Origin of the sequence: Mangrovibacter sp. MFB070 (genome assembly GCF_000705335.1) — a bacterium.
GTDB classification, from domain to species: Bacteria; Pseudomonadota; Gammaproteobacteria; order Enterobacterales; family Enterobacteriaceae; genus Mangrovibacter; species Mangrovibacter plantisponsor.
Genome location: NZ_JJMI01000025.1, coordinates 627,121 through 650,185 on the forward strand (window position 1 = coordinate 627,121; position 23,065 = coordinate 650,185).

The 23,065-nt window shown below is 51.1% G+C and carries 19 protein-coding genes; 4 read left to right on the forward strand and 15 right to left on the reverse strand.

Features of this window, described 5'->3' with window-relative positions; genetic code table 11:
- Positions 1-19: 19 nt before the first annotated feature.
- The 13 genes from DT73_RS15075 to DT73_RS15135 all read right to left on the reverse strand — a co-directional run bounded on the left by DT73_RS15075 (position 20) and on the right by DT73_RS15135 (position 12,077).
- The gene (locus DT73_RS15075; RefSeq protein WP_036110588.1) at positions 20-808 is read right to left on the reverse strand and encodes an A24 family peptidase; all 789 of its coding nucleotides are present in this window, start codon (positions 806-808) and stop codon (positions 20-22) included.
- A complete protein-coding gene (locus tag DT73_RS15080; protein WP_036110589.1) occupies positions 798-1,250 on the reverse strand; it encodes a hypothetical protein in 453 nt (150 codons plus the stop codon). The genes DT73_RS15075 and DT73_RS15080 overlap by 11 nt, the downstream gene beginning before the upstream one ends.
- The gene (gspL, locus tag DT73_RS15085) at positions 1,247-2,365 is read right to left on the reverse strand and encodes a type II secretion system protein GspL (protein WP_036110590.1); all 1,119 of its coding nucleotides are present in this window, start codon (positions 2,363-2,365) and stop codon (positions 1,247-1,249) included. Before gspL ends, DT73_RS15080 begins: the two co-directional genes overlap by 4 nt.
- Before the next feature lie 6 nt (positions 2,366-2,371).
- A complete protein-coding gene (locus DT73_RS15090) occupies positions 2,372-3,283 on the reverse strand; it encodes a general secretion pathway protein GspK (protein ID WP_036110592.1) in 912 nt (303 codons plus the stop codon).
- Entirely contained in the window at positions 3,283-3,891 is a 609-nt protein-coding gene (gene gspJ / locus DT73_RS15095; RefSeq protein ID WP_036110594.1) for a type II secretion system minor pseudopilin GspJ, read from the reverse strand. The genes DT73_RS15090 and gspJ overlap by 1 nt, the downstream gene beginning before the upstream one ends.
- Positions 3,888-4,247: a type II secretion system minor pseudopilin GspI gene (gene gspI, locus DT73_RS25165; RefSeq protein ID WP_051691403.1), complete on the reverse strand. Its 360-nt coding sequence runs from the start codon at positions 4,245-4,247 to the stop codon at positions 3,888-3,890. Before gspI ends, gspJ begins: the two co-directional genes overlap by 4 nt.
- Entirely contained in the window at positions 4,244-4,783 is a 540-nt protein-coding gene (locus tag DT73_RS15105; protein ID WP_036110595.1) for a prepilin-type N-terminal cleavage/methylation domain-containing protein, read from the reverse strand. The genes gspI and DT73_RS15105 overlap by 4 nt, the downstream gene beginning before the upstream one ends.
- The gene (gspG, locus tag DT73_RS15110; RefSeq protein WP_036110596.1) at positions 4,776-5,201 is read right to left on the reverse strand and encodes a type II secretion system major pseudopilin GspG; all 426 of its coding nucleotides are present in this window, start codon (positions 5,199-5,201) and stop codon (positions 4,776-4,778) included. Before gspG ends, DT73_RS15105 begins: the two co-directional genes overlap by 8 nt.
- 21 nt (positions 5,202-5,222) lie before the next feature.
- Positions 5,223-6,422, reverse strand: coding sequence for a type II secretion system inner membrane protein GspF (gene gspF / locus DT73_RS15115; protein ID WP_036110599.1), 1,200 nt, complete (start codon positions 6,420-6,422; stop codon positions 5,223-5,225).
- Positions 6,423-6,425: 3 nt separating this feature from the next.
- Entirely contained in the window at positions 6,426-7,889 is a 1,464-nt protein-coding gene (gene gspE / locus DT73_RS15120) for a type II secretion system ATPase GspE (protein WP_036110600.1), read from the reverse strand.
- Positions 7,886-9,787 (reverse strand): type II secretion system secretin GspD, encoded by a 1,902-nt coding sequence (gspD, locus tag DT73_RS15125; RefSeq protein WP_036110887.1) that lies wholly within the window; start codon positions 9,785-9,787, stop codon positions 7,886-7,888. The genes gspE and gspD overlap by 4 nt, the downstream gene beginning before the upstream one ends.
- 136 nt (positions 9,788-9,923) lie before the next feature.
- Complete coding sequence (locus DT73_RS25170; protein ID WP_160173973.1) at positions 9,924-10,400, reverse strand: type II secretion system protein N; 477 nt, start codon at positions 10,398-10,400, stop codon at positions 9,924-9,926.
- A gap of 177 nt (positions 10,401-10,577) precedes the next feature.
- Positions 10,578-12,077, reverse strand: coding sequence for a glycoside hydrolase family 18 protein (locus DT73_RS15135; RefSeq protein WP_152552527.1), 1,500 nt, complete (start codon positions 12,075-12,077; stop codon positions 10,578-10,580).
- An 804-nt stretch (positions 12,078-12,881) separates the two neighbouring features.
- Here DT73_RS15135 and DT73_RS15140 point away from each other — a divergent pair.
- Together DT73_RS15140 and dcuR are read left to right on the forward strand one after the other, a co-directional pair.
- Positions 12,882-14,513 (forward strand): sensor histidine kinase, encoded by a 1,632-nt coding sequence (locus DT73_RS15140; RefSeq protein WP_036110603.1) that lies wholly within the window; start codon positions 12,882-12,884, stop codon positions 14,511-14,513.
- Entirely contained in the window at positions 14,510-15,229 is a 720-nt protein-coding gene (dcuR, locus tag DT73_RS15145) for a two-component system response regulator DcuR (RefSeq protein WP_036110606.1), read from the forward strand. The genes DT73_RS15140 and dcuR overlap by 4 nt, the downstream gene beginning before the upstream one ends.
- Positions 15,230-15,289: 60 nt before the next feature.
- Here dcuR and DT73_RS15150 read toward each other — a convergent pair whose 3' ends face one another.
- Both DT73_RS15150 and DT73_RS15155 read right to left on the reverse strand, forming a co-directional pair.
- Entirely contained in the window at positions 15,290-16,255 is a 966-nt protein-coding gene (locus DT73_RS15150; RefSeq protein WP_036110609.1) for an FAD:protein FMN transferase, read from the reverse strand.
- A gap of 66 nt (positions 16,256-16,321) precedes the next feature.
- A complete protein-coding gene (locus DT73_RS15155) occupies positions 16,322-19,099 on the reverse strand; it encodes a flavocytochrome c (RefSeq protein WP_036110898.1) in 2,778 nt (925 codons plus the stop codon).
- 691 nt (positions 19,100-19,790) lie between these two features.
- Between DT73_RS15155 and DT73_RS15160 the strand changes: the two genes are divergently transcribed.
- On the forward strand, positions 19,791-21,302 hold the full coding sequence (locus tag DT73_RS15160; RefSeq protein ID WP_036110610.1) for an anion permease: 1,512 nt from the start codon (positions 19,791-19,793) through the stop codon (positions 21,300-21,302).
- Positions 21,303-21,452: 150 nt separating this feature from the next.
- A partial coding sequence (fumA, locus tag DT73_RS15165) for a class I fumarate hydratase FumA (protein ID WP_036110612.1) occupies positions 21,453-23,065 on the forward strand: 1,613 nt, incomplete at its 3' end.

Sequence of the window (23,065 nt, forward strand, 5' to 3'; positions counted from 1 at the left end):
CCCCAGCAAGGCAGGCCATTCACCAAACCAGCGACTGGTGAATGGCGAACAACCAGGCCAGCCAGCCACTTACTGCCAGCCCCGGTCCAAAAGGTATGGCTTCCTGGAGTGAACGCTGGTGAATGATGCGTGCTGCCAGCATACAGGCCAGGGTTAATAATGCCGCCCCCAGCAAAACAGACGGGAGCATATGCCAGCCGCACCATGCTCCCAGCGCCGCCAGCAGTTTAAAATCCCCATGCCCCATGCCTTCTTTATTGCGCACCAGCAGCACAACCCAGTACAGCAGCCATAACACCAAATACCCCGTAACAGCCCCGACTACGGCCGATTCAAGGCTCACCGGGCCGGCTCCGGAAAGTGCCAATAACAGACCGCACCATAACAGGGGTTGCGTCAGCATATCGGGCAGCAACATATGCTCCAGGTCTGTTAGCAACAACCCAACCAGCAGCGCAGAAAACAACACACCGGCAGCGAGCAGAACTTCACTGCTCAGCAGGCAGGCCAGCAAAAGCGAGAGCATTGCCAGCCCTAACTCAGTCAGTACATAACGCCGGGCCAGTGGTTGCTTGCAACAGGCGGTACGCCCTTTCAGCAATAGCCAGCCCGCCAGAGGGACATTGTAATACCAGGCAACCGGCGTTTTGCACTGCGGGCAGTGTGAACGCGGCAGGCAGAGGTTGAAATCACGGTTATGGGGTTGTGCCAGCATTACCGGAATGCGCCAAACCAGAACATTAACCACACTACCGGCACAGGCACCGAGCACAGCAATAAGCGGCAGGAAAATAAGATCAACGGCCATTATCGGAACACCTCATGCCTGGTGACAACACAACATCAGCTTTACCGGCAGATACCTTTACGCTGTCTATCCGGTGCATCCCCTGGTGTTCAAGATTAACCAGCCAGTCCATCACCTGTAATTGCTGGTTATACGCGACAGACAGAGAGAGTATTTGCTCTGTGTTCTGGTGAGAAAGAAGTGTCAGGCCGGCAGGCAACGTTTTCTCAGCCTGGTTAAACAGCGAATCAGCACACCCCGTTCCGGCAAGGTAATAAGCAACTTTTTGAGCATCCACTTGCGCCGCAGTTAATGCCCGCTGGCTTCGGTTACCCAGCATGCTGCCGACATCAAAAAATACCCATTTAAATAACGCGCCACACACCATGACCAGGGCCAGCATTAACAGGCGTTTTTCCCTGGATGTTTTGCTTGCCAGAAAAGCCTGAATATATTTTTTCATGGGCGGCGCTCCCGTATAACAACCTGTGCTCCCGGAATACCGGGGTTTTCATCCTGAACCACTACCTCAAGGCTTCCCTGGCTGTGCTGCTGTGCCAGCACAGCTAAACCGGCAGGCACATCGACCAGGTGTAATTGCATTTCTTTGCCATCCCACAGCACAGATTCAACATGCCCATGAGGCAGGTTATGCAGAAAAGCGTTGCTGGCATGAAACACCTCTGTAAACCGGCTGCCCACCCGCCCGCTGCTCCCGCGTGCCCGGTTTTCCAGCCAGACTCCCGGAGGGATACCACGAGGTGTGTTTCCAAAAGTCATTTCGACCTGGCGAAGCGAATGCTGCTCCAGCCGCCATGCCTGCCAGTAACGCGCCCCGGCACTTAGCATGGGGTAAAAACAAAGCACAACCAGGCATAAAATGCAGGCAAAGGCCAATAACCGCCTGCCTGGCAGGCCTGACAACGACAGCCTGAGGTGCTCTTTGGCAGACTGGAACCCGCGGCCTTCAGGTAAGTTCCGGCTCAGGATCTGCATCACTGCAACCGGGTCGGCATCAGTATTCGGTACTTCCAGGCATGAGCTATGCTGCTGAGCAAGCCAGGCCTCACACCAGCTTTCCGGCAGTGTGGCAGCAGTGCCCGGGGTTGGACGAAAAACCCATTCGTCGCATAAACGAATGCAGTACCCCGGCTCCAGCCCGGCGCTATCGGGGTGGATAGCCCCGGGGCAGATCCCCCATTGAGCAAGTTGGTGTAACACCCGGGAGAGCCATTCCTTGTCTACCGCCTGAACATAGTGACCTGTTTGATCACTGCCAGTGATAATGGCGTGGAGTTGGCTCACGTCAGCCAATAATTCGTCTTCCACCTGCCACAGTAACACCTGAGGATCCGGGCGTTTCCAGCGCGAGTTAGCAGGCAACACACGAAAGATCACGCGCCCGGCAGGCAGTAACAGTGTTACCCGGCCGTCACGGCACCCTGCCGGAAGGTTGCTGCCATCACGTGTGGTGCCGCCCAGGCCTTCATCCCACCCGCGGGAGTAAAACCAGTGAAATAGTGCATCAGATTGATGGGAAGCTCTGAGAATTAAATGGCCTTGTGTATTCATCTTCATTGATGGTTATCCTTCCTCTGGACCATACAAACGGCGAAATACAGTAAAAGAACGGCCCTGGTTACGGACCTGGCTGCGTAATTGTGCAAATGGCTGCGAATCCATACGCAGGGTAAATTCATAAAAATCACTGCCGGTGCTTAAAAAAGGCGACAAGTTTTCTAATTGTTGCCTGAGGGCATCGTCTTCCAGCGATGCCATGAACTGATCAATACTCTGCCAGCCAGCCTGCGGGCGCAAAGCCAGCAGTGCACTGCCGCTCAGTGGTTCATCAGCTGCAGATAACAGTACGGCCAGCAGTGGCTCGTGGCGTTGAGTTAGCCCATTAAGGTTAATTTTCAGGTCCATTACCGGTAACACGCAGAGTTGTGAACGTAACCGGGTAACCTGGCTCGCAGGTAATCGCATGCTCAGGCGCAGTTCGCTGACATCAGCAAACCCTTTGCCTTCCTGTTGTTTTTGAGCCACCAGCGATGCCACTACCTGCCGGGCCGTATTGGAGTCGCTGCCTGTGGCAACCAGTAAATGGCGCAAAAGCTGTTGCGGTACGGTTTCTGCACCTGCTCCGGCGCCCTGCGCCAGTATGGCGTTGAGGTTAAAACAGGCCTGCAAATCCCGAACCAGAAACTGGCCATGCTGCCCATCCAGCTCCATAGAGTGCCAGCGAGTAAGCCAGGGGTAAGAAGGCTGAAGCACCGGGTTGGCCAACACCCGGCGATAGCGCGAAACCAGCACAGATTCCGCACCGGCCAGTTGCTGGCGCACCTCGCTGGCAGACTGAAAAGAAACGGTTCTCTGGAAAAAGCTGAACCAGTGCGTCTGGGTAAGTGACACACATACTGACATACTGGCGATTATCAACAGCACCATCAACAAGGCCATCCCCTGTTCATTTCTCCACTCGCGGCGCGGGTTCATTACACCCCCTCCACAATGGGAATGACCCGCTGTAATTGGCTGAAACGCGGCCCGGACACCGTGATTTCTACGGCCTGGGGAACTGTGTTGGCAGACAGCCAGTTTGGTTGCCACTGCGCACCATTAAAAACCCGGAGATGAAAACTGCTTACCTCCGGCAAAACAATTTGTGTCACGGGGTTTGGCTGTTCTGCGCCGTATGGCCAGCTTATGCGCACCAGTGCACCACTACTGATACGCCACTGCACCCACTCCATTGAGGCTCTGGGGAAACGGCCGCCTGGATTAAGCTTATTGCTGCGCAACAGTGTCACAATGTGGCTACCGTTGTCTGTTTCACTATCTCGCTGCAAGCGGAAATCCCCCGCACTACCTGCCGTACCAGAGCCTGGGAGCCGTGGCCGTGCTACTGCCTGGCTAAAGTCCTGATCCAGGCGCCACATTAACCGTTGCCATGCAGTGATATCCCCTGTGGCCTGTTGCACTTGCTGCCCGGCGCGCAAGGTACCCTGAAGTATCGCCAGGCCTGCCGCACTCATCACTGCAAAAACCGTGATAGCCAGTAACATCTCAAGAAGCGTGAAGCCACGCGAAGACTGTGTTGTCATGATGAATGCAAAAAAGACATGTCATAAAGCAGCGGCTGCGATGGCCCGGGGGAGCGAACACGCAAATGGAGTGAAACTACATTGGGCGAAGATGTGGCGGTTGCAGACCAGGTAATAATGAATGGCCGCCCGGCCATTTCGGTTGCCAGCGTATGCTCACTCCCTGCTGTGATACTTTTAGCAAGGCGTAAACGTACTGCCTGATTTTCTGCGACCCACAGCGCTAACTGGCGTTGCTCCATATGCTGTAAATGGCGATTTTGCTCGGCACCAGAACGCATCAATGCCAGCCCGGCCACAGACAGAATGACCAGCGCCAGCATCACTTCGAGCAATGTCATGCCACGGCATTTCATGGTTGCCTCCCGCTACGGTGCACAATATACCCATCAACCGGCATGACCAGGTAACGGGTAGCACCGTTGTGGTTGAGCGCAATTTGGAAGTCGCTGCTTTCTCCACCGGGGAAAAAGACCAGAACCGGATCACGGGCCGGGTGCTGAGGGTAAGGAGCGAGAGGAACCGGCTGGCCTTCAATGACCAAATCCAGCGACCAGCCTTCTGGTAACCGGAACGGGCGATTGCGCCGTGCCAGCGGGACTTTCTGCCAACGGTAGCCCGGCCAGGCATGGCTTTGTACCCCCTGGTTGGGTTGCAAAGACAACTGGTAAATATCCATGCCGTTGCTGTACAGGAAAGCGCCATAGAGCTGTCCGTCCAGCATTGCCTGTTCCGCCCGGCTGTCCAGCGATTTCGCCAGTGACAGCGCAAGCTTTTCGCTATCGTCATTGCCGGGGCGGGTGCCGACAGCCAGCATCGCCATCCCGGCAATCAAGACCACCACCAGCATGATTTCCAGTAGCGTGAACCCGGACGCAGAGGTTTTATTCATCCGCATCCCAGTTGCCAATCAGGTTCTGGCTGTTTTCGCCTTCCATCCCCCATGACCAGATATCAACCAGACCATGCTGGCCCGGGTGGCGGTATTGATAAGGATTCCCCCACGGGTCATTCGAAAGGCGGCGTAAATACCCTTCCTGGCGATAATTACGCGGCAACGGAGCAATGGCTGGCTCTTTGACCAGCGCGCGGAGGCCCTGCTCTGTTGACGGATAAATACCGTTGTCCAGCCGGTACATTTCCAGGGCATTTTCGATAGCTGTGATGTCGCTGACAGCTTTTTGCCGGTCTGCCCGGTCTTTATTCCCCATCAGCCCCGGTACTGTCAGGCTGGCAAGCACACCGAGGATCACAACGACAACCATAATTTCGAGCAGGGTGAACCCCCGCTGACGCTGCGATGACAACATAAATAAACTCCTTTTCTTTGGTTATCCCATTAAACTATTAAGCTGCAATATGGGCTGCAGAATCGCCATGACGATAAAAAAGACAATTCCAGCCATGCCGGTGATTAGCACTGGCGTAAAAACGCCCATAGCCAGAGAAACCTGGCTGTGAAAAGCGTTTTCCTGTAAATCTGCCGCGCGCTCCAGCATGTTTTCCAGTTCACCACTGTTTTCACCACTGGCAATCATGTGGCGCATCATGGGCGAAAGCATTCCGGTTTCGCCCAGTGTTGCCGCTAATGAGCACCCTTCGCGTACCTGATCACGCACATGCTCTAAGCGGCCCTGCACTGACTGGTTGGTTACCACTGCGGCGCTGATCCCCATGGCGTCTAATAACGGTACGGCACTGCTGGTCAGGATGCTTAATGTGCGGGCGTAGCGCGCAATATTCAGGTTAAGCGCCACCCGGCCGACAACAGGAACCCGTAAAAAAGCACGGTGCCAGGCAAGGCGGGCTGCAGGGCGCTTCAAGGCCTGAGAAAGCCCGCCCCAGAGCATGAACACCGCCAACAAAAAATAGAGGCCGAAGTCCCTTGCGGTATCGCTCAGGGCGATGAGAATGCGGGTAGAAAGCGGCAGACTGTGTTGTAAATACATAAATTGCTCTACCACGCCCGGCACTACAGCAGTAAGCAGAATGGCGACCACGCCCAGAGCAACCGTGGTCAACACCAGCGGATACAACAATGCCTGTAATAATTTCCCCTGCAAGGCCTGGCTGCGCTCAAGGTGGTCGGCCAGCCGGGAAAGTACCGCGTCCAGATGGCCGGACAACTCACCTGCGGTAATTAACGCGCGGTACAAAGGTGAAAATGAAGCGGGAAACTGCGCCAGGGCATCGGAAAATGTACGCCCTTCCAGTACCTGGCGGCGTAGTTGTTCAATAATGTGCCGAATAGTGTTTTTTTCACTTTGTTGTGCCAGCGACAGCAGTGCTTCTTCCAGTGGTAGCGAGGCCCCCAACAATGTCGCCAACTGGCGGGTAAATAACACCAGCGCCTGCCCATTCAGGCGTGCCTGGCGCATGGTGCCCCACGCAGATAAACGCTCTTCTTTCACTGAAAGAATTTGCGGAAAACGCTCACGCAGCAACTGGCGGGCCGCTTTGGGTGATTCAGCCTCCAGGGAGCCACGCTGGCGCTTACCATTCTGCCCTGCCACAACATAACGATACCTCATGGGCTACCTCTGGCTGGTTACCCGGAGCACTTCCTCAAGGGACGTGACCCCAGACTGAATTTTCTCCAACCCGTCATGCACAATACCGGGCGTATCCTGGCGAATGAGTTGTTCAAGGCCGACATCATGCTGCGCATCGGCAATAGCCTGGCGCATGGCGTGGCCAACCAGCACCAGTTCGTGAATGCCTGTTCGGCCACGGTAACCATGCCCGTTACACGCAGAACACCCGCCTGGCTGAAAAGCCGCCAGCGGCGTTTTCATGCAAATACCCAGAGTGGATAACTGTGAAGTGGTGTAAGTGACGGGAACCCGGCATGCCGGGCACAGGGTGCGAACCAGGCGCTGCGACAGCACCCCAATCAGTGAACTTGCCAGTAAAAAAGGCTCCACGCCCATATCACGCAACCGGCTTACCGCGCCAATAGCTGTATTGGTATGCAGTGTTGACAGCACAAGGTGCCCGGTAAGCGAGGCCTGCACGGCAATTTTTGCTGTTTCGCCATCGCGGATTTCACCAATCATGACAACATCCGGGTCCTGGCGCAGAATGGCACGTAACCCGCGGGCAAACGTCATATCAACTTTGGGGTTAACCTGGGTTTGCCCAACACCCTCCAGCTCATATTCCACCGGGTCTTCCACCGTCATAATATTGCGGTCTTTGGTGTTAATCTGGTTCAGTGCCGCATATAACGTGGTGCTTTTACCAGACCCTGTTGGCCCGGTAACCAAAATAATGCCATGAGGCTGAGCCAGCAGCGATTCAAGAGCTGTGCGTTTATGCCGGTCCAGGCCAAGGCTGGATAAATCCAGTTGCACACTGTTTTTATCCAGCACGCGCAACACAATGCGTTCACCATGGCGAGACGGCAATGTGGACACACGCACATCCACTGCCCGGCCACCAATTCGCAGAGTAATACGCCCGTCCTGTGGCACCCGCTTCTCTGCAATATCCAGCCGGGACATCACTTTGATGCGCGAGATTAATACAGCGGCAAGATGGTGTGGTGGTGTCAGAACCGGGCGCAACACACCATCCACCCGGAAGCGGATGGCAAGATGCTTTTCATAGGGCTCAATATGAATATCCGAGGCCCCTTCTTTGATGGCCTCCCCCAACATAGCGTTAATAAAACGCACCACCGGCGCGCCATCATCACAATCAAGCAAGTCTTCGTTTTCGGGTAATGCGTTTATCACCTGGAAAAGATCGTCGTCATTTTCCAGCTCAGCCATAACCTGGCTGGCCTGGCTCCCTTCCTGTTGATAGGCTTCGGTGATTTTCTGGCGAAACGCCGCATCACTCAATTCATAAAGCGGTGCTGCGCCTGCGACACGGTATACTTCCTGTAAGGCTCCGGCGGATACACCATGGCGATACCATACAACCGGTTGCTTACCATCAGGCTGATAAAAAACGCCTTGTTTCTGTACCCAAGCGAATGGCAATAACCCCGTCATTCGTTACCACTCCCGGCATAGAAACGCTGAATGTCGTTCAGCATGGCATTTACCGTTTGCCCGCCTGCGCCCACACTTTGGTCCAGAGCCTGGTGAAACACCTGGTCTGCCGGAGTAGAGAAATCATGTTGTTTAAAGCGTGAAAGGGATTGCAGGCTGACCTGATCATAGCGCTCCTGCTCGCGCATGATAGTAGGGCGAATAAACAGCATCAGGTTACGTTTGGATGTAGATTTACTGGTCGTGCCAAACAAATGTTTCAGTACCGGAATGCGGCCTAACAATGGCACCGCACTGTTACCTTCACTGGTGCTGTTGTCCAGCAAGCCGCCGACCACCACAGTATTCCCGGTTCCGACCAGTACCGCATTACGCACATTACGCGTGTCGAATGTTGGCCCTAAAGTATTGCTGGCAGCAGAAGTGGACACGCTGGACACTTCCTGCTCAATATCCAGGCGAACCGTATCACCCAGGTTAATTTGTGGAGTCACCTTCAGCTTTATACCCACACTGCGGCGTTCAACAGTGTTGTAAACATTGTCGCCGGAAGTGGTTTGTGAGCCGGTTAAAACCGGTACATCCTGCCCAACCGTGAACTCGGCCTCCACATTATCAAGCGTGACAATACTGGGGGTTGCCAGAATATTGTTTTGGTTACTGGTTTGCAGCGCGGTGAGTAACCCAGCCCAGTTTCCCCGATAGAAACCGGCCGCCAGCCCTTGCGCGCTGCCAAGGACCTGCCCCATGCCATTGCCAGGGATAGCAGTGACAGAGGGATCGGTGGCAGAACCAAAATTCGTGCCGCCTGCGGAATTGTTCATCCACTGGATACCGAAGTTAAGCCCCTGCGCATCGGAAACTTCAGCAATAATCGCTTCAACCAGTACTTGCGGGCGGCGAATATCCAGTTGGTCAATCACATCACGCAGTTGGCGCATGATGTGATTTGGCGCATTAAGAATCAATGAATTGGTTTGGTCGTCTGCAGTAACAGAGACAGGGGTGGATTTACTGGTTTCAATGACTACTGGCGCCGCCGGGTCGCTGCTGTCCACCGATTTATTGATGACGCCATTAAGTACATCAATAAGTTGTGCCGCTTTCGCGTATTTAAGATAAACAACCTGGGTATTGCCCCCCATGGCCCCGGGGCTGTGCTCGCGGTCCAGTTTCTGCAGTGTTTGAATCATGCGTGCTCGCGCCGGCGCATCTCCAGAGACCAGCACGGTATTCGTGCGATCATCAGCCACAATACTGGCATGAATACGCCCAACAGTGCCGGGCTGCCCTGCGGTACCATCGCGATGCAGGGCATTCGCCATGTTGACGACATCACTGGCCGAAGCATTATGCAAGGCCAGGGTTTCTACGTGGTGCTGTGCGCGGTTGTCCACTCTGGCAACAATCGCCACCAGGCGCTCAACGACAGAAGCACGCCCGGTCATCAACAACATATTGGCGGCATCATAATGCACCACGCTACCTTCAGCCGCATCATTCAACTGGCGTAATAAAGGTGCAAGTTCGCGGCCGGAAATATTATCCAGCGGCACAATCCGCATTATAACTTCATCATGGCGGGTAATATCGCCATCCTGAACCAAAGGGATTCCGGCTGATTTCGCATTGCGCTCCGGAATAATTTTGGTGATACCCCCAGGCATATTAACAGCAGTAAAACCATAAACCTGCAATACACTCAGAAAGAACTGATAATACCGTTCACTATCCAGCGAATCATAAGAGCGAACATTAATTGTTCCCTGAATAGCAGGATCAATAACAATCGTTTTATTTAATACTTTACTGACTGTATTAACAAACTCACGAATTTCGGTATTTTGGAAATTAGCAGAATAGCTTTCAGCAGTGCTACAGAAAGGAATCAGTATCATCAGGAAGCCTGCGATACTGTATTTAAAAAAACACTTTACGTGTTCATAGATTACTGTTGCTTTGCTCATCCAGAATCCTTTCTGTTATTAGCCATCATCCCATTGATGGCAGAGGTCTTTAACTTACGCTTGTGAGTTATCCCGCATCTTTTTTGTCGATATGCACGGTTTCAAAATAACCTTTATGCTTGATAACAATCCGATCGGTTAACACACGCATAATATGCACACCAGGAAGGTCTGCCACTTCACCACATGAGTAACTGTATTGCCGGGAACCCAACTCAACAATAGCCAGAGCCCGCTCACAATCTTTGTGGCTTACTACCCCCACCAGTTTCAAAGCCAGAGAGGAAGGTGGGGCATTATTAACCTGCTCACTGCTCAGAGAAACTTGTGATTCATGCCATGCCCAACGCCCGTCCCGTGGAGCCTGAGCAAAGGCTGCAGCAAGATGAATAGTATCATCGCCAACACTGTTTTTCTCATTAAAGTCATTATTAATTTCTGAAAATGGGGCCCGGGCTGTGAAATAAACCGCAACACAGCAACTCGCTATCATTATGACTGCGATGATATTGAGACTCTGCTGACGTATTCGGGTGGTTATCATAGACAGGCACCTCATTAATACCGGAAACCTTACTGAGCATTATTTGTACAAAACGCTGCTGTAAATTAATTTTTAAGCTGGAGAAAAAACACATAACACGCTGATATTAATAACCAGAAGGCCCACTGGGCCTCCTGGGGCTGATGGCAAACATCTTGCCAGCAACCATTTACTTAACTACTTTTCGCGCGGCAAAAAAGTTCCGTTGTCCAGCATGGACTGAGTGACAGTAACGCTGCCAAAATCTGCTAAAACACTGTTGGTCAGGTTCGGGTCAACACTGCGGAAGAACAGCTTGTCGCCCACACTGATGGAGGCAGGGAAAGCTATCTCCGTCATGCCTTCTGCTGTGTGCGTAATCCCGGACGTTAATACTGAAGGCAGAGCACCACTGTAGCGGTATCCCCAGGCTTTACCTGACTGGGTGTACCCCAGATTCTCGTTGCCCAGCACCCCTTTCTGGCGGTCAATCACCACACGGTTATTACCATTGAAATACTCTGTTGGCAGCGTCAAAGTGACAGCCTGCGGAGAAACCACAATGCCGGAAGGTGGTAATTCGACAGACGGTGCCGCGTTATCAGCCGCTTCACGCATATCATTCACATATGCTACCTGCTCAGACAGCGGCATATTCTGGGTATTTGCGCCGAAGGTCCAGACAAAGAAACCGCCGTAGCCATTGGCTGCCTGCCACTCTGCACGCGCCAGGTTATTTTCTTTACTTTCAATAAAGTTGCTTACCGGCCCCCACTGAGAGTTAATGGTGGCACCCAGAACAACTTTTGATTTATCGCCAATTGCGCGCGCATAGTTTTCCATAGCAACCTGCCAACGGAAATTCGGACCCGCGTCATAAGCCATTACATTAAAGAAGTCGAATAAGTCTTTACTCTTTTCCAGCAAAGGCAGAACTTCACCATGGTGGTCGGAGCGTTTATCTTCAATATAAGAGCAGTTATCAACCACGGTATTATTTGCACACTCAACCGGGTCAGCGCCAACGTGGTAGGTTGTCAGACTGATAACTTTATCTTTACCGATTAACTCGCGCAGGCGCTGTGCCAGCAATAACAAGTTTTCGTTTTCCTTTTCTGTCAGGCGAGCGACTTTTTCAAAATCGAAGTCGATACCATCGAGGTAAACGGAACCTGCTTTCTGATACACGTCAGTATTACAGGAGCCATTCCAGTTCCAGAACTGGCAGTCGCCGTCAATCTCTGACTCTTTCAGACCACGCTTATACACCGGGTAAGGGGTTTTCAGCAGTTCAGCCAGAGACTGTGCGATGGCTTCGCGGCGCTCTGGCGTATCCATGTAACTCCACATGTCTTCATACGTCTGGCCACCAAAAGCGGCAAGAATTTTTCTTTCCGGGTGGTCATACTTCATGTGCGTCCACCCTAAATACCCACCAGCAATCCACCAGGGGTCGTAAGGCATCGGCGTTGCGATATCATCAGATGATGTAATATTGCCTTGCGCATCCCAGCGAGCAAAAGACAGTAAATAGGTATCGACTTTTGATTCAGCCAAAATAGGGGCAGGATCGGCATCCGTGAAACCCCAGGAGGTAACATACGCGATAGTACGGTTTTCATCACTTGCGGTACTGGCTACGGCAGGAAACGCCAAAAATGCAGCACTGATACCCATGGCTAAAGCTAGCTTTCTCACACAAAACTCCTTTTTATTTCCATTACAGGGTTACTGTTAGCAATATGCACATACATATTGCCGTCCTCGGCTTACCTGTTAAATACATGCAAAAACGCACCACTTAACAAACAAGCACATTCGTTCCTTGTAAATAAACACCGTTTGCTAAAAAACTGTATTCTGATAAATGAACACAAAAAAACATAAAGCAATTAAATTAAAAACGCCGATAATTATGAATTTAATATACCTCACCAGAGGCAGGAGAATAGTACAGGAAAAATTCACAACAGCAACATTCAGAAGACTTTTTCGTCATTAAAAATGCCTTAATTAACATTAATGATGCTACAAATATAAAACACTCGATATTTACTTATTATCCAGAAACATTTAATGATTCAATAAAAAACAGCCGTTTTATTGACCACAATAACGTGCCATGCAATTCACTTGCATGCCACGTCACACAACGTTACCTGGTGTCTGTTCTTTTCCATTTAGAATATACCATGCACATTCATCGAGAAAACCGTAGCCATCCAGATATATTTAACAAAGTAATTAATCCGGTTACTCACATTAAGTTTTTAATATTGCTTCTCTAAAATAAACTGACCTGCATTGACTCACTCTCACCCTTTGTCAACCAGTAAGGCAGTTTTATAACTTACAAAAAGTACCACTTTTGCTTTTAGGTTAACCTGCCACAAAGCAATATCTGATTTATCAAACTAAACTTGCTTTTACCCGGCATCAGTCATTTACAAATAACGCCACCAGGCGATAATAATCCCATGTTTTTTTGTGTTAAGGGCGCTTATGAGCGACTCGCAGCAACCCCGGACGGCTCGCAAGCGGCCAATGAAGCTGAGCACATCCGTCATTTTGATGGTGAGCGCCGTCATTATTCCATTATTGTTAGTGGTTCATCTGCTCTACTTTTTTCAGATAAGCGATGCCACGCGTGACGGGCTCGAAGACAAGGCTATGGCTGTCGCCCGCACCCTGGCAGACTCACCACAAGTTCAACAGGCGTTATTACAACCGCCACAAACCCGGCAAATCCAACCTCTGGCGGAAGCCATTCGCAAACGTAATGACCTGTTGTTTGTTGTGATTACCAATATGGATGGTATTCGTTACTCCCACCCAAACAAAGACGCCATTGGCCACCACTATATTGGCAGTGACATTAACACGGCGTTAGTTGGTAATGAGAATGTCTCAGTTAACCATGGGGTACTGGGTGAAGCTGTACGGGTATATACCCCGGTCTATGATAGCCAGCACCAACAAATTGGCGTGGTAGCGATAGGTATTTCCCTCGATAAGGTAAAAGCACAAATTAATCACAGCCGCTGGAGCATTATCTGGACCGTGCTGTTCGGTGCTTTAATCAGTGCCATTGGCATTTGGTGCCTGGTACGGATGCTGAAACGCATTTTGTTTGGCCTGGAACCCTATGAGATATCGACGTTGTTTGAACAACGCCAGACCATGTTGCAGTCAATTAAAGAAGGGGTGATCGCGGTTGATGACCAGGCCCATGTTAATTTGATCAACCAGACAGCACGGCAACTGCTACGTGACACCAGTACTGCAGATGCGCCTTTGCCCGGCCATATCAGTGATTCACAGCCGCTTATTGCCACGCTACGGGAAGTATTGCGAACCGGTAAACCGCTCCGGGACCAGGAAATTACACTCAATGGCCGGGTTCTGCTGAGTAATACCGTTCCGGTGCGCAGTAACAATACGATTATTGGCGCAATTTGTACTTTCAGGGATAAAACCGAGGTCAGTCAGTTAATGCAGCGCCTGAGCGGCATGGTAAACTATGTCGATGCGTTGCGAGAACGCTCCCATGAATTCATGAATAAATTGCATGTCATTCTGGGGTTACTGCACATGAAGAGTTATGAGCGGCTGGAAGACTATATTCTCAGTACCGCAAATAACTACCAGGCTGAAATTGGCTCCCTGCAGTTGAAAATTAAATCGCCGGTCATTGTCGGGTTTCTGTTGGGGAAAATTAACCGCGCTCATGATGCCGGCCTGCGTCTTACTCTGGCAGAAGACTGCCTGATGCCGGATAACGATAATGAAGATCAAGTCGCGGTATTAATCACTGTTTTGGGAAACCTGATTGAAAATGCCCTGGATGCACTTCAGGGGCAACCTGAAGGGGAAGTCAGTGTGTTACTGCACTACCAGGAAGGCTGGCTCTCATGTGAAGTAAGTGATGATGGCCCGGGTATTGCCCCCGAAAATGTTCAGGCTATTTTTGAAAAAGGTTTCTCTTCCAAGGGAAGTGAACGCGGTGTTGGGCTGTTCCTCGCGAAGCAACAAGCAGAAAACCTCGGTGGCTCCATTTCAGTTGAATCAGAGCCCGGTGTTTACACTCAATTTTATGTACAACTTCCCTGGGATGGTAAGAGGATGAGCACATGATCAATGTGTTGATAGTCGATGATGATGCGATGGTCGCAGAACTGAACCGCTGTTATGTTGCCCAGGTGCCCGGTTTTACCTGCTGCGCCACAGCCTCTACGCTGCAACAAGCCAGTGAACTGGTGCTCAACAAGCAACAACCTATTGACCTCATTCTGCTGGACATTTATATGCAGCAGGACAACGGGCTGGATCTGTTACCTGTGTTGCGCCAGGCACAACGCCCCATCGACGTGATTGTGATTTCTTCCGCCGCCGATGCCGACAATATCAAGAAATCGCTGAATTATGGTGTGGTGGATTATCTGATCAAACCCTTTCAGTTCTCCCGGTTTGAAGAAGCACTGACAGGCTGGCGTCAAAAGAAAAATTTGATGGATAACCAGCAATATTACGAGCAGGCGGATGTGGATCGGCTGATTCGCGGTAGTCTTCACCAAAACAGTGAATCAAAACGGTTACCAAAGGGCCTGACACCACAAACTCTGCGCACCATTTGCCTGTGGATTGACGCTCATCCGGGTAGTGAGTTCTCCACGGATGAGCTGGCAAACGCGGTAAATATTTCCCGCGTGTCGTGCCGGAAATACCTTATCTGGCTGGCGCAAAGCGAAATATTGTTTACCAGTATTCACTATGGTGTAACTGGCCGCCCGGTTTACCGCTACCGCCTGCAGGCGGAGCATTACGCATTACTCAAACAATACTGCCAGTAACTGTAGCGGCTCATGCACAATTATCCGGTGCGCGCGTGTTATTGCGCGCCACCGGCGGAATTACACCAGTTGGTAAGATGAATCCTGCAGTGTGAAGGTAAATAACTGCTGCGATGAGAGAACAACTCTGCGGTCTTTAGTGACAAAAATCGCTTCAATACCCGGTTTATTCGCCAGGCAGGCACACCCCTGCTCCACCCCCATGCCATACATCAATGTGGTCCAGATATCGCCATCAATAGAGTCTTGCGACACTATAGTCACGCTGTGAAGCTCATTATCCAGCGGGTACCCCGTGCGCGGGTCAAGAATATGGTGATAACGCTTGCCTGCAAACTCAAACCAGCGCTCATAAGTACCGGATGTCACGACCGACTTCCCTTCCACCTCAATCACGCCAATCAGCTCATCCGGCCCGGCAAACGGTTTTTTCAGGCCGACAGACCAGGGCGTACCACTCACTTGTGAAGCTCCGCCGAGAGTCTGAACATTACCGCCCAGGTTAATCAGCCCCTGAAAAACCTGCTGGCTGTGAAGAAAATCCCTGACCCGGTCGGCGATATACCCTTTCGCGATAGCCCCCAGGTCAAGCTCCATGCCAGCCTGAGCCAGGAACACACTGTGTTGCTCATCATCCAGTATCACCTGGTGAGGACTGGTTAGGGCTAAGCGCGCGCTAATCTCGCCCGCCGGGGGAACACTGCTCCCCTGGAAACCAATTTTCCAGCATTTAACCAGCGGGCCAATGGCAAGATTAAAGGCACTGTTGGGCAGCAGGCTTGCGGCTTTAGCGCACTTAATCAACTGATATACTGCCGGGTTAACCACCACCGGGTGCAGGCCTGCAGCATGGTTAATGTTCATTACTTCAGAGGGTGAACGGTTTACGGTGAGCAGGTTTTCGTAGTGTTTGATCAGGCGAAAAACCTGGTGAGCCAGATGTTCATTATGCTGAAAGAGTTTTAACAGGATGGGGGAACCCATCAGAACGGCGGAGTAAGAGTAAACGTGATCTTCTTGCGGCATGGCATCACCTGCAGTATTGCGGGAGAAATACGGTGCCTGCCAGGCCAGCAGGCACCGTAGTGATGTTTAGCGCAACGCGTTGTGTGCCGCGTTACGGCCTGCCAGAATACCGAAGATGATAATATCCGCAACCGCATTACCACCAATACGGTTACCACCATGGATACCCCCAACCACTTCACCGGCAGCAAAAGCACCTTTCAGTACCGCTTTGCTGGCATCCAGTACCTGAGTCTCGGTATCAATTGTCACACCACCCATAGTGTGGTGAACCCCCGGGGCGATACGAATCGCATAGAATGGCCCCTGGTTCAGTGGGTGACGCATCGCTGTTTTGCGGCCAAAATCTTCGTCATACTGTTTGTCGACAAACACATTGTAACGCTCCAGTGTGGCGAGGAAAGCATGGTAATCCATACCCAGTTTACCGGCCAGCTCACGCGGAGAATCAGCACGTTCCACAAACCCGCGAGCGATGTATTCATCCGCTGCTTTATTTTTCAGGCGTACTTGTTCATCAAACACTACGTAAGCATATTTTTCCGGTAATGCGATAATCTGCGCAGAGACTTTATCGCGGGTTTCCATTTCATTGAAGAAACGGTTACCAGCCTGGCTTACCAGAATTGCCCCACCACCACGAATTGATTCAGAAATCAGGTAGGAAGTGGTTTGTTCAACGGTTGGGTGAATTTGAATTTCGCCCATATCCACAGTAGCCGCGCCAATCGCTTCCAGAATAGCAATACCGGAACCTGTCGCACCTTTATGGTTTGTGGTCACAAAGCCATCCAGTTCAGGGCGGTATTTCACAACCATGTCACGGTTAGCACTGAAGCCACCGGTTGCCACAACAACGCTTTTTGCATCGATGACCAGAGATTCATTTTCGTCATTCAACAACTCAACTCCGGCGACGGCACCATTTTCGTAACGAATTTGGGTTACCGAAGTATCCAGCATGACATCAATGTTGCGTTTGTTGACGTTTTTCACCAAACCGCTGATCAGGAAGCCACCCACAGCAGAGGCGTCAGCCGGGCGGTGAGTACGGTCAATGCTCATCCCGCCAGTAATGGTGATATCACTCAGTTCGATACCACGCTCTGCCAGCCATTCAATCGCCTGCGGTGCCTGTTCCACAAATTCACGCAGCAAGACCGGGTTATTTTTAAAGTGCCCGCCTTTCAGTGTTTCCTGGTAGAACAGCTCCTTGCTGTCTTCAATGCCTTTTAATTTCTGGTAGCGTGTTTCCGCTGCGTTCATCCCAACAGAAGCTTTGATGGTGTTCCCGCCGATACTGGACATTTTTTCCACAATCAGAACACGGGCACCTTCATCACATGCCTGAATGGCCGCCGCCAGACCTGCACCACCACTACCTACCACCACAACATCGTAGTGCTGAGGTTGGTTAAGATCGCCACCGTCTTCCAGCAACTGTGCTTTACAGGACTTGGCAATGGCTTTAGAAACTGCTTTTTTCACAGCTTCACTCTGAGTGGTTGCACCAGTAACCGCGTCAACGTGCGGGCTGTTGGCATCCAGAATACGCTCGCGGATGATGTCGAAACTGGTGGAGAACTCAACATCCAGTGCCGGGTTATCAGCCAGTGCAATATCAACAATACGGTCGGTTTCCAGGCTGACATTAATCAGCAATTCATTGGCATCATCCTGCACTTTTTCCTGGAAGATACCCGGTTTGAATTTTTTGGAGGCCATGCTCATATCGCGAATCATGGCGTCAACCAGGGAAAACCGCCATAACGGTTCCGGGATGGTTAAGGCTTCACGTTTGGTGCTGTCGATAAACAGCTCCAGTTTCTCACCTTTCGCAATGCGATCAGCCCAGTCAGGGTACGCGATACAGGCTTTACCAATTGCGACCAGATCATAGCCATGCTCCAGGGCCAGGTCTGCATCAGCTTTATTCACCACACCACCGACGCCCATGACCGGAACTTGTGCCAGTTTGTCGGAACGCATAGCAACGTATTTGTTGATAAGCGGAGTGGGGTCTGTGGTTTCAACAATAGAAGGACGCAATGTGTAACCAACCGAGAAGTGCAGGTAATCCACACCCCGTTCAGCCAGTTTTTCCAGCAGGAACATGGTGTCATCAAAGCGGATACCCGGTTCTTCCAGTTCTTCCGGTGAGAAGCGGTAGCCGATAATAAAAGACGGGTCGGCGTATTGCTGCGCCATCTGGTGGGTAATTTCCAGAACAGCCATAGGGAAACGGGCACGGTTATCACGGTTGCCGCCCCATTTGTCTGTACGCAGGTTTGAGTTCGGAGAGAAAAACTGCTGAATCAGGTATGTGTTGGCACCATGAATTTCCACGCCATCAAACCCGGCCTGAATCGCGCGGCGGACACCTTCACCAAACTTGGTGATCATGCCATCCACTTCTTCAGCGGTCAGTTCTTCTGGTGTGGCAGCTCCATCACGAGGTGCAGCGACTGCACTCGGGCCAACCGGTGCACGGCCACCAATCAGTTTTGGCTCAACCATACGGCCGCCATGGTAAATCTGCAGAACTGCTTTAGAACCCTTAGCCTTGATAGCTTCCGCGATTTTTGCCAGGCCTTCGATTTTGTTGTCGTTATCAATACCAATCGCACCCGGGAACGCCAGGCCACGGTCATCAATAAAGCAGCACTCAACAATAACTGTACCTATCGCACCAGCACGCTCACGGTAGTACTCAACCAGTTCGCTATTGACTGTGCCATCATAAAAGCCAGTACAAGTTGTCATCGGTGCCATCAACAGGCGGTTTTTCAATACAGTGCCATTGGGTAACGTAAATGGACTCAATACTTTATCGTTACTGTTCATATTAGCAGCTCCAAAGATCATAAATTTAAAAATTGAATTCTGTTGCCGGCGTCTTATTTTTAATTTTTATTCGTTACCGATTGCATGCTATTAATATAAATCCTTTTTTAGTTTCAAAAGTAATAACATTAGTTAAATAACTATTTACCGAGCAGGTAAAAGCCAGATCAATTAATTAAAAAGCAATTTCAAATTTATAATTTTACATAACAATAAATTTATTTAACCTTTTATTTACCTATCATCAAAAGTGTTAATAAACTCAATAAAACCCCACACAAGCCGCTCCAGCAAAGACATGTAACAACTCTTACCAGTACCTGGTTAACGTAAAAAAATGCAAAAAAAAATACAAAGGAAAGACTTACCTTAACCAGAGAAAAAAAACACATAATTCACACAAGATATTAAAGGTTATTTTTATGAATTTTATTTACATTGAAAGTTATTATTCAAAAATGAAAATATCGCTGTGATTTATTGATCCTGATCAACAGTGGAAAATACAAAAAAAGCATTATATAAACATTTAGTCGGGCCAGGAGATTCACTACAGTTCCGTAGGAAATACCAAAGAGAGGTCGATTAAAATGTCACTATTAAATAACTAAAAAAACTTAAGTAACTAAAAAAATCAGAGCTGTCTTATCTGTGCACCACAAGATTCTTAACTACTTATAGACAAATCATCATGAAAGAAACTGCGAAAACATCGGTTACAAAACCGGCAAGCAAAGCACCAGGTGGTAAAAAAAATCGCCTGCTGTTTATGTTCCTGCCAGTCCTGGTAGCAGTGTTACTACTGCTGGTCCCCACTCCTGAAGGTTTACAACCCTATGCATGGCACTTCTTTGCCATTTTTGTTGGTGTTATTGTCGGCCTGATTTTTGAGCCGCTGCCAGGTGCTGTGATTGGCCTGACAGGTGTCGTTGTCATCGCGCTGTTTAGTCAGTGGTTGCTGTTCAGCCCTGATGAAATGGCCGCACCGAAGTTCAAAATGGCTGCTGCGTCCTTTAAATGGGCGGTTAGCGGTTTCGGTAACTCCACCGTCTGGCTTATCTTCGGCGCGTTCATGTTTGCCGCAGGCTATGATAAAACCCAGTTCGGCCGCCGCCTGGCGCTGATTCTGGTGAAATACCTTGGCCGTCGCAGCCTGACTCTGGGTTACGCCATTACCCTGGCTGACCTGTTACTGGCTCCGTTCACCCCATCGAATACGGCACGTAGTGGTGGCACAATTTACCCCATCATTGCCAACCTGCCTCCGCTTTATGGTTCAAAACCTAATGATCCGAGCGCACGCAGAATTGGTTCGTACCTGATGTGGGTAGCGATTACAGCCGCCTGTATTACCAGTTCCATGTTCCTGTCTGCACTGGCACCGAACCTGCTGGCTCTGGCGCTGGTGAAAAGCACCGTCGGCATCGCTATTTCCTGGGGCACCTGGTTTATGGCATTCCTGCCTTTGGGTGTACTGCTGATTCTCATTATGCCGCTGCTGGCTTACTGGCTGTATCCGCCTGAAGTCAAAATCAACGACGAAGTGCCGCGTTGGGCAAGTGAAGAACTGGCTAAACTGGGGCGGTTGTCACGCAACGAAATTCTGTTGCTGGTGTTCGTATGCTGTGCACTGATGATGTGGATTTTCGCTGCCAGCTGGATTGAACCGGCAATGGCTGCGTTACTGGTTATTACACTGATGCTGTGGACCGGTGTACTGGAGTGGAGCGATATTACAGGCAACAAAGCAGCCTGGAACACATTCGTGTGGTTCGCAACCCTGGTAGCGCTGGCAGATGGCCTTTCTACAACTGGCTTTATTAGCTGGTTGGGTAAAGAAGGTGGCACACTGATGAGCGGTATCTCTCCGGGCACGGCAACAATTGTACTGCTGCTGGCGTTTTACCTGCTGCACTATCTGTTTGCCAGCACCACTGCGCACACCACCGCGTTGTTGCCAGCAGTACTGACTATCGGCTCCACCATCCCAGGTATGAACATGCAAGTATTCTGCCTGTTGCTGGTCACTTCACTGGGTGTGATGGGTATCATCACTCCATATGGTACCGGCCCAAGCCCGATATACTATGGTAGTGGCTATTTGCCGACCAAAGACTACTGGCGTCTGGGAACCATCTTCGGTGCCCTGTTCCTGGTAGCGCTGATTGTGATTGGCTACCCATGGATGTCCATGATGTTCTGATGATTACCGGGGCGCTATGCCCCGGTTTTACACTGTCTACACCTCAGCCTTTGCCGTGCCATATTGCAGGCAAAGGCATCAATAACGACCGTCGCCAACAGCTGTATCACTGGAAGAACGGCGACAATAACGGATGAAGTGAGGAACAAAATGTCGAGCAAACCTTTCTACTATCAGAATCCTTTTCCTGTAGCAAAAGACGATACCGAATACTATCTGTTAACCAAAGACCATGTCTCTGTCAGTGAGTTCGAGGGCGAAAGCGTCCTGAAGGTGGACCCGAAAGCCCTGACCCTGCTGGCTCAGCACGCATTCCGCGATGCCGCTTTCCTGCTGCGCCCGTCGCACCAGAAACAGGTGGCCGCCATTCTCAGCGACCCGCAGGCCAGTGAAAACGACAAATATGTGGCGCTGCAGTTCCTGCGTAACTCAGAAATCGCTGCCCGTGGCGTGCTGCCCACCTGCCAGGATACCGGCACCGCCATCATCATGGGGAAAAAAGGCCAGCGCGTCTGGACCGGCGGCGGCGATGAAGCGGCCCTGGCTCAGGGGGTGTACAACACCTACACCGAAGAAAACCTGCGTTATTCCCAGAACGCCCCGCTGGATATGTACAAAGAAGTCAACACCGGCACCAACCTGCCTGCCCAGATTGACCTCTACAGCGTGGATGGCGACGAATACAAATTCCTGTGCATCGCCAAAGGCGGCGGTTCAGCCAACAAAACCTATCTGTACCAGGAAACCAAGGCACTTATCACTCCGGCCAAACTGAAAAATTACCTGGTGGAGAAAATGCGTACCCTGGGTACGGCTGCCTGCCCGCCATACCATATCGCATTTGTGATTGGTGGCACTTCGGCTGAAAGCACCCTGAAAACCGTGAAGCTGGCGTCCACCCGCTATTACGACGGGCTGCCCACAGAAGGCAACGAACACGGCCAGGCGTTCCGCGATGTACAACTGGAACAGGAACTGATGACCGAAGCGCAGAACCTGGGCCTTGGCGCACAGTTCGGCGGGAAATACTTTGCCCATGATATCCGGGTTATCCGCCTGCCACGCCATGGGGCATCCTGCCCGGTTGGTATGGGTGTGTCCTGCTCCGCTGACCGTAACGTGAAAGCGAAAATCAACCGCGAAGGCATCTGGATTGAGAAGCTGGAAGATAACCCCGGCCAGTACATTCCGGCAGAGCTGCGTGGCGAAAATGAAGGCGAAGTGGTGAAAGTGGACCTGAACCGCCCGATGAGTGAAATCCTGCAACAGTTGTCGCAGTTCCCGGTTTCCACCCGGCTTTCCCTGAACGGCACCATCATTGTCGGGCGTGACATTGCCCATGCCAAACTGAAAGAGCTGCTGGACAGCGGTGAAGAACTGCCGCAGTACATCAAGGACCACCCGATTTATTACGCCGGGCCGGCCAAGACACCGGAAGGGTATGCCTCCGGCTCGCTGGGCCCAACCACTGCCGGGCGTATGGACTCCTATGTGGATTTACTGCAGTCCCACGGTGGCAGCATGATTATGCTGGCGAAAGGTAACCGCAGCCAGCAGGTAACGGATGCCTGTAAGAAACACGGTGGCTTCTACCTGGGCAGCATTGGTGGCCCGGCTGCGGTGCTGGCGCAACAGAGTATCAAGAGCCTGGAGTGCGTGGCTTACCCGGAACTGGGTATGGAAGCTATCTGGAAAATCGAAGTGGAAGATTTCCCGGCGTTTATCCTGGTGGACGACAAAGGTAACGACTTCTTCCAGCAGAT

Bases quoted from the DNA above. Each gene is read 5' to 3' on its own strand.
- DT73_RS15075 (WP_036110588.1), bottom strand. From the start codon at position 808: ATGGCCGTTGATCTTATTTTCCTGCCGCTTATTGCTGTGCTCGGTGCC.
- DT73_RS15080 (WP_036110589.1), bottom strand. From the start codon at position 1,250: ATGAAAAAATATATTCAGGCTTTTCTGGCAAGCAAAACATCCAGGGAA.
- gspL (WP_036110590.1), bottom strand. From the start codon at position 2,365: ATGAAGATGAATACACAAGGCCATTTAATTCTCAGAGCTTCCCATCAA.
- DT73_RS15090 (WP_036110592.1), bottom strand. From the start codon at position 3,283: ATGAACCCGCGCCGCGAGTGGAGAAATGAACAGGGGATGGCCTTGTTG.
- gspJ (WP_036110594.1), bottom strand. From the start codon at position 3,891: ATGACAACACAGTCTTCGCGTGGCTTCACGCTTCTTGAGATGTTACTG.
- gspI (WP_051691403.1), bottom strand. From the start codon at position 4,247: ATGAAATGCCGTGGCATGACATTGCTCGAAGTGATGCTGGCGCTGGTC.
- DT73_RS15105 (WP_036110595.1), bottom strand. From the start codon at position 4,783: ATGAATAAAACCTCTGCGTCCGGGTTCACGCTACTGGAAATCATGCTG.
- gspG (WP_036110596.1), bottom strand. From the start codon at position 5,201: ATGTTGTCATCGCAGCGTCAGCGGGGGTTCACCCTGCTCGAAATTATG.
- gspF (WP_036110599.1), bottom strand. From the start codon at position 6,422: ATGAGGTATCGTTATGTTGTGGCAGGGCAGAATGGTAAGCGCCAGCGT.
- gspE (WP_036110600.1), bottom strand. From the start codon at position 7,889: ATGACGGGGTTATTGCCATTCGCTTGGGTACAGAAACAAGGCGTTTTT.
- gspD (WP_036110887.1), bottom strand. From the start codon at position 9,787: ATGATACTGATTCCTTTCTGTAGCACTGCTGAAAGCTATTCTGCTAAT.
- DT73_RS25170 (WP_160173973.1), bottom strand. From the start codon at position 10,400: ATGATAACCACCCGAATACGTCAGCAGAGTCTCAATATCATCGCAGTC.
- DT73_RS15140 (WP_036110603.1), top strand. From the start codon at position 12,882: ATGAGCGACTCGCAGCAACCCCGGACGGCTCGCAAGCGGCCAATGAAG.
- dcuR (WP_036110606.1), top strand. From the start codon at position 14,510: ATGATCAATGTGTTGATAGTCGATGATGATGCGATGGTCGCAGAACTG.
- DT73_RS15150 (WP_036110609.1), bottom strand. From the start codon at position 16,255: ATGCCGCAAGAAGATCACGTTTACTCTTACTCCGCCGTTCTGATGGGT.
- DT73_RS15155 (WP_036110898.1), bottom strand. From the start codon at position 19,099: ATGAACAGTAACGATAAAGTATTGAGTCCATTTACGTTACCCAATGGC.
- DT73_RS15160 (WP_036110610.1), top strand. From the start codon at position 19,791: ATGAAAGAAACTGCGAAAACATCGGTTACAAAACCGGCAAGCAAAGCA.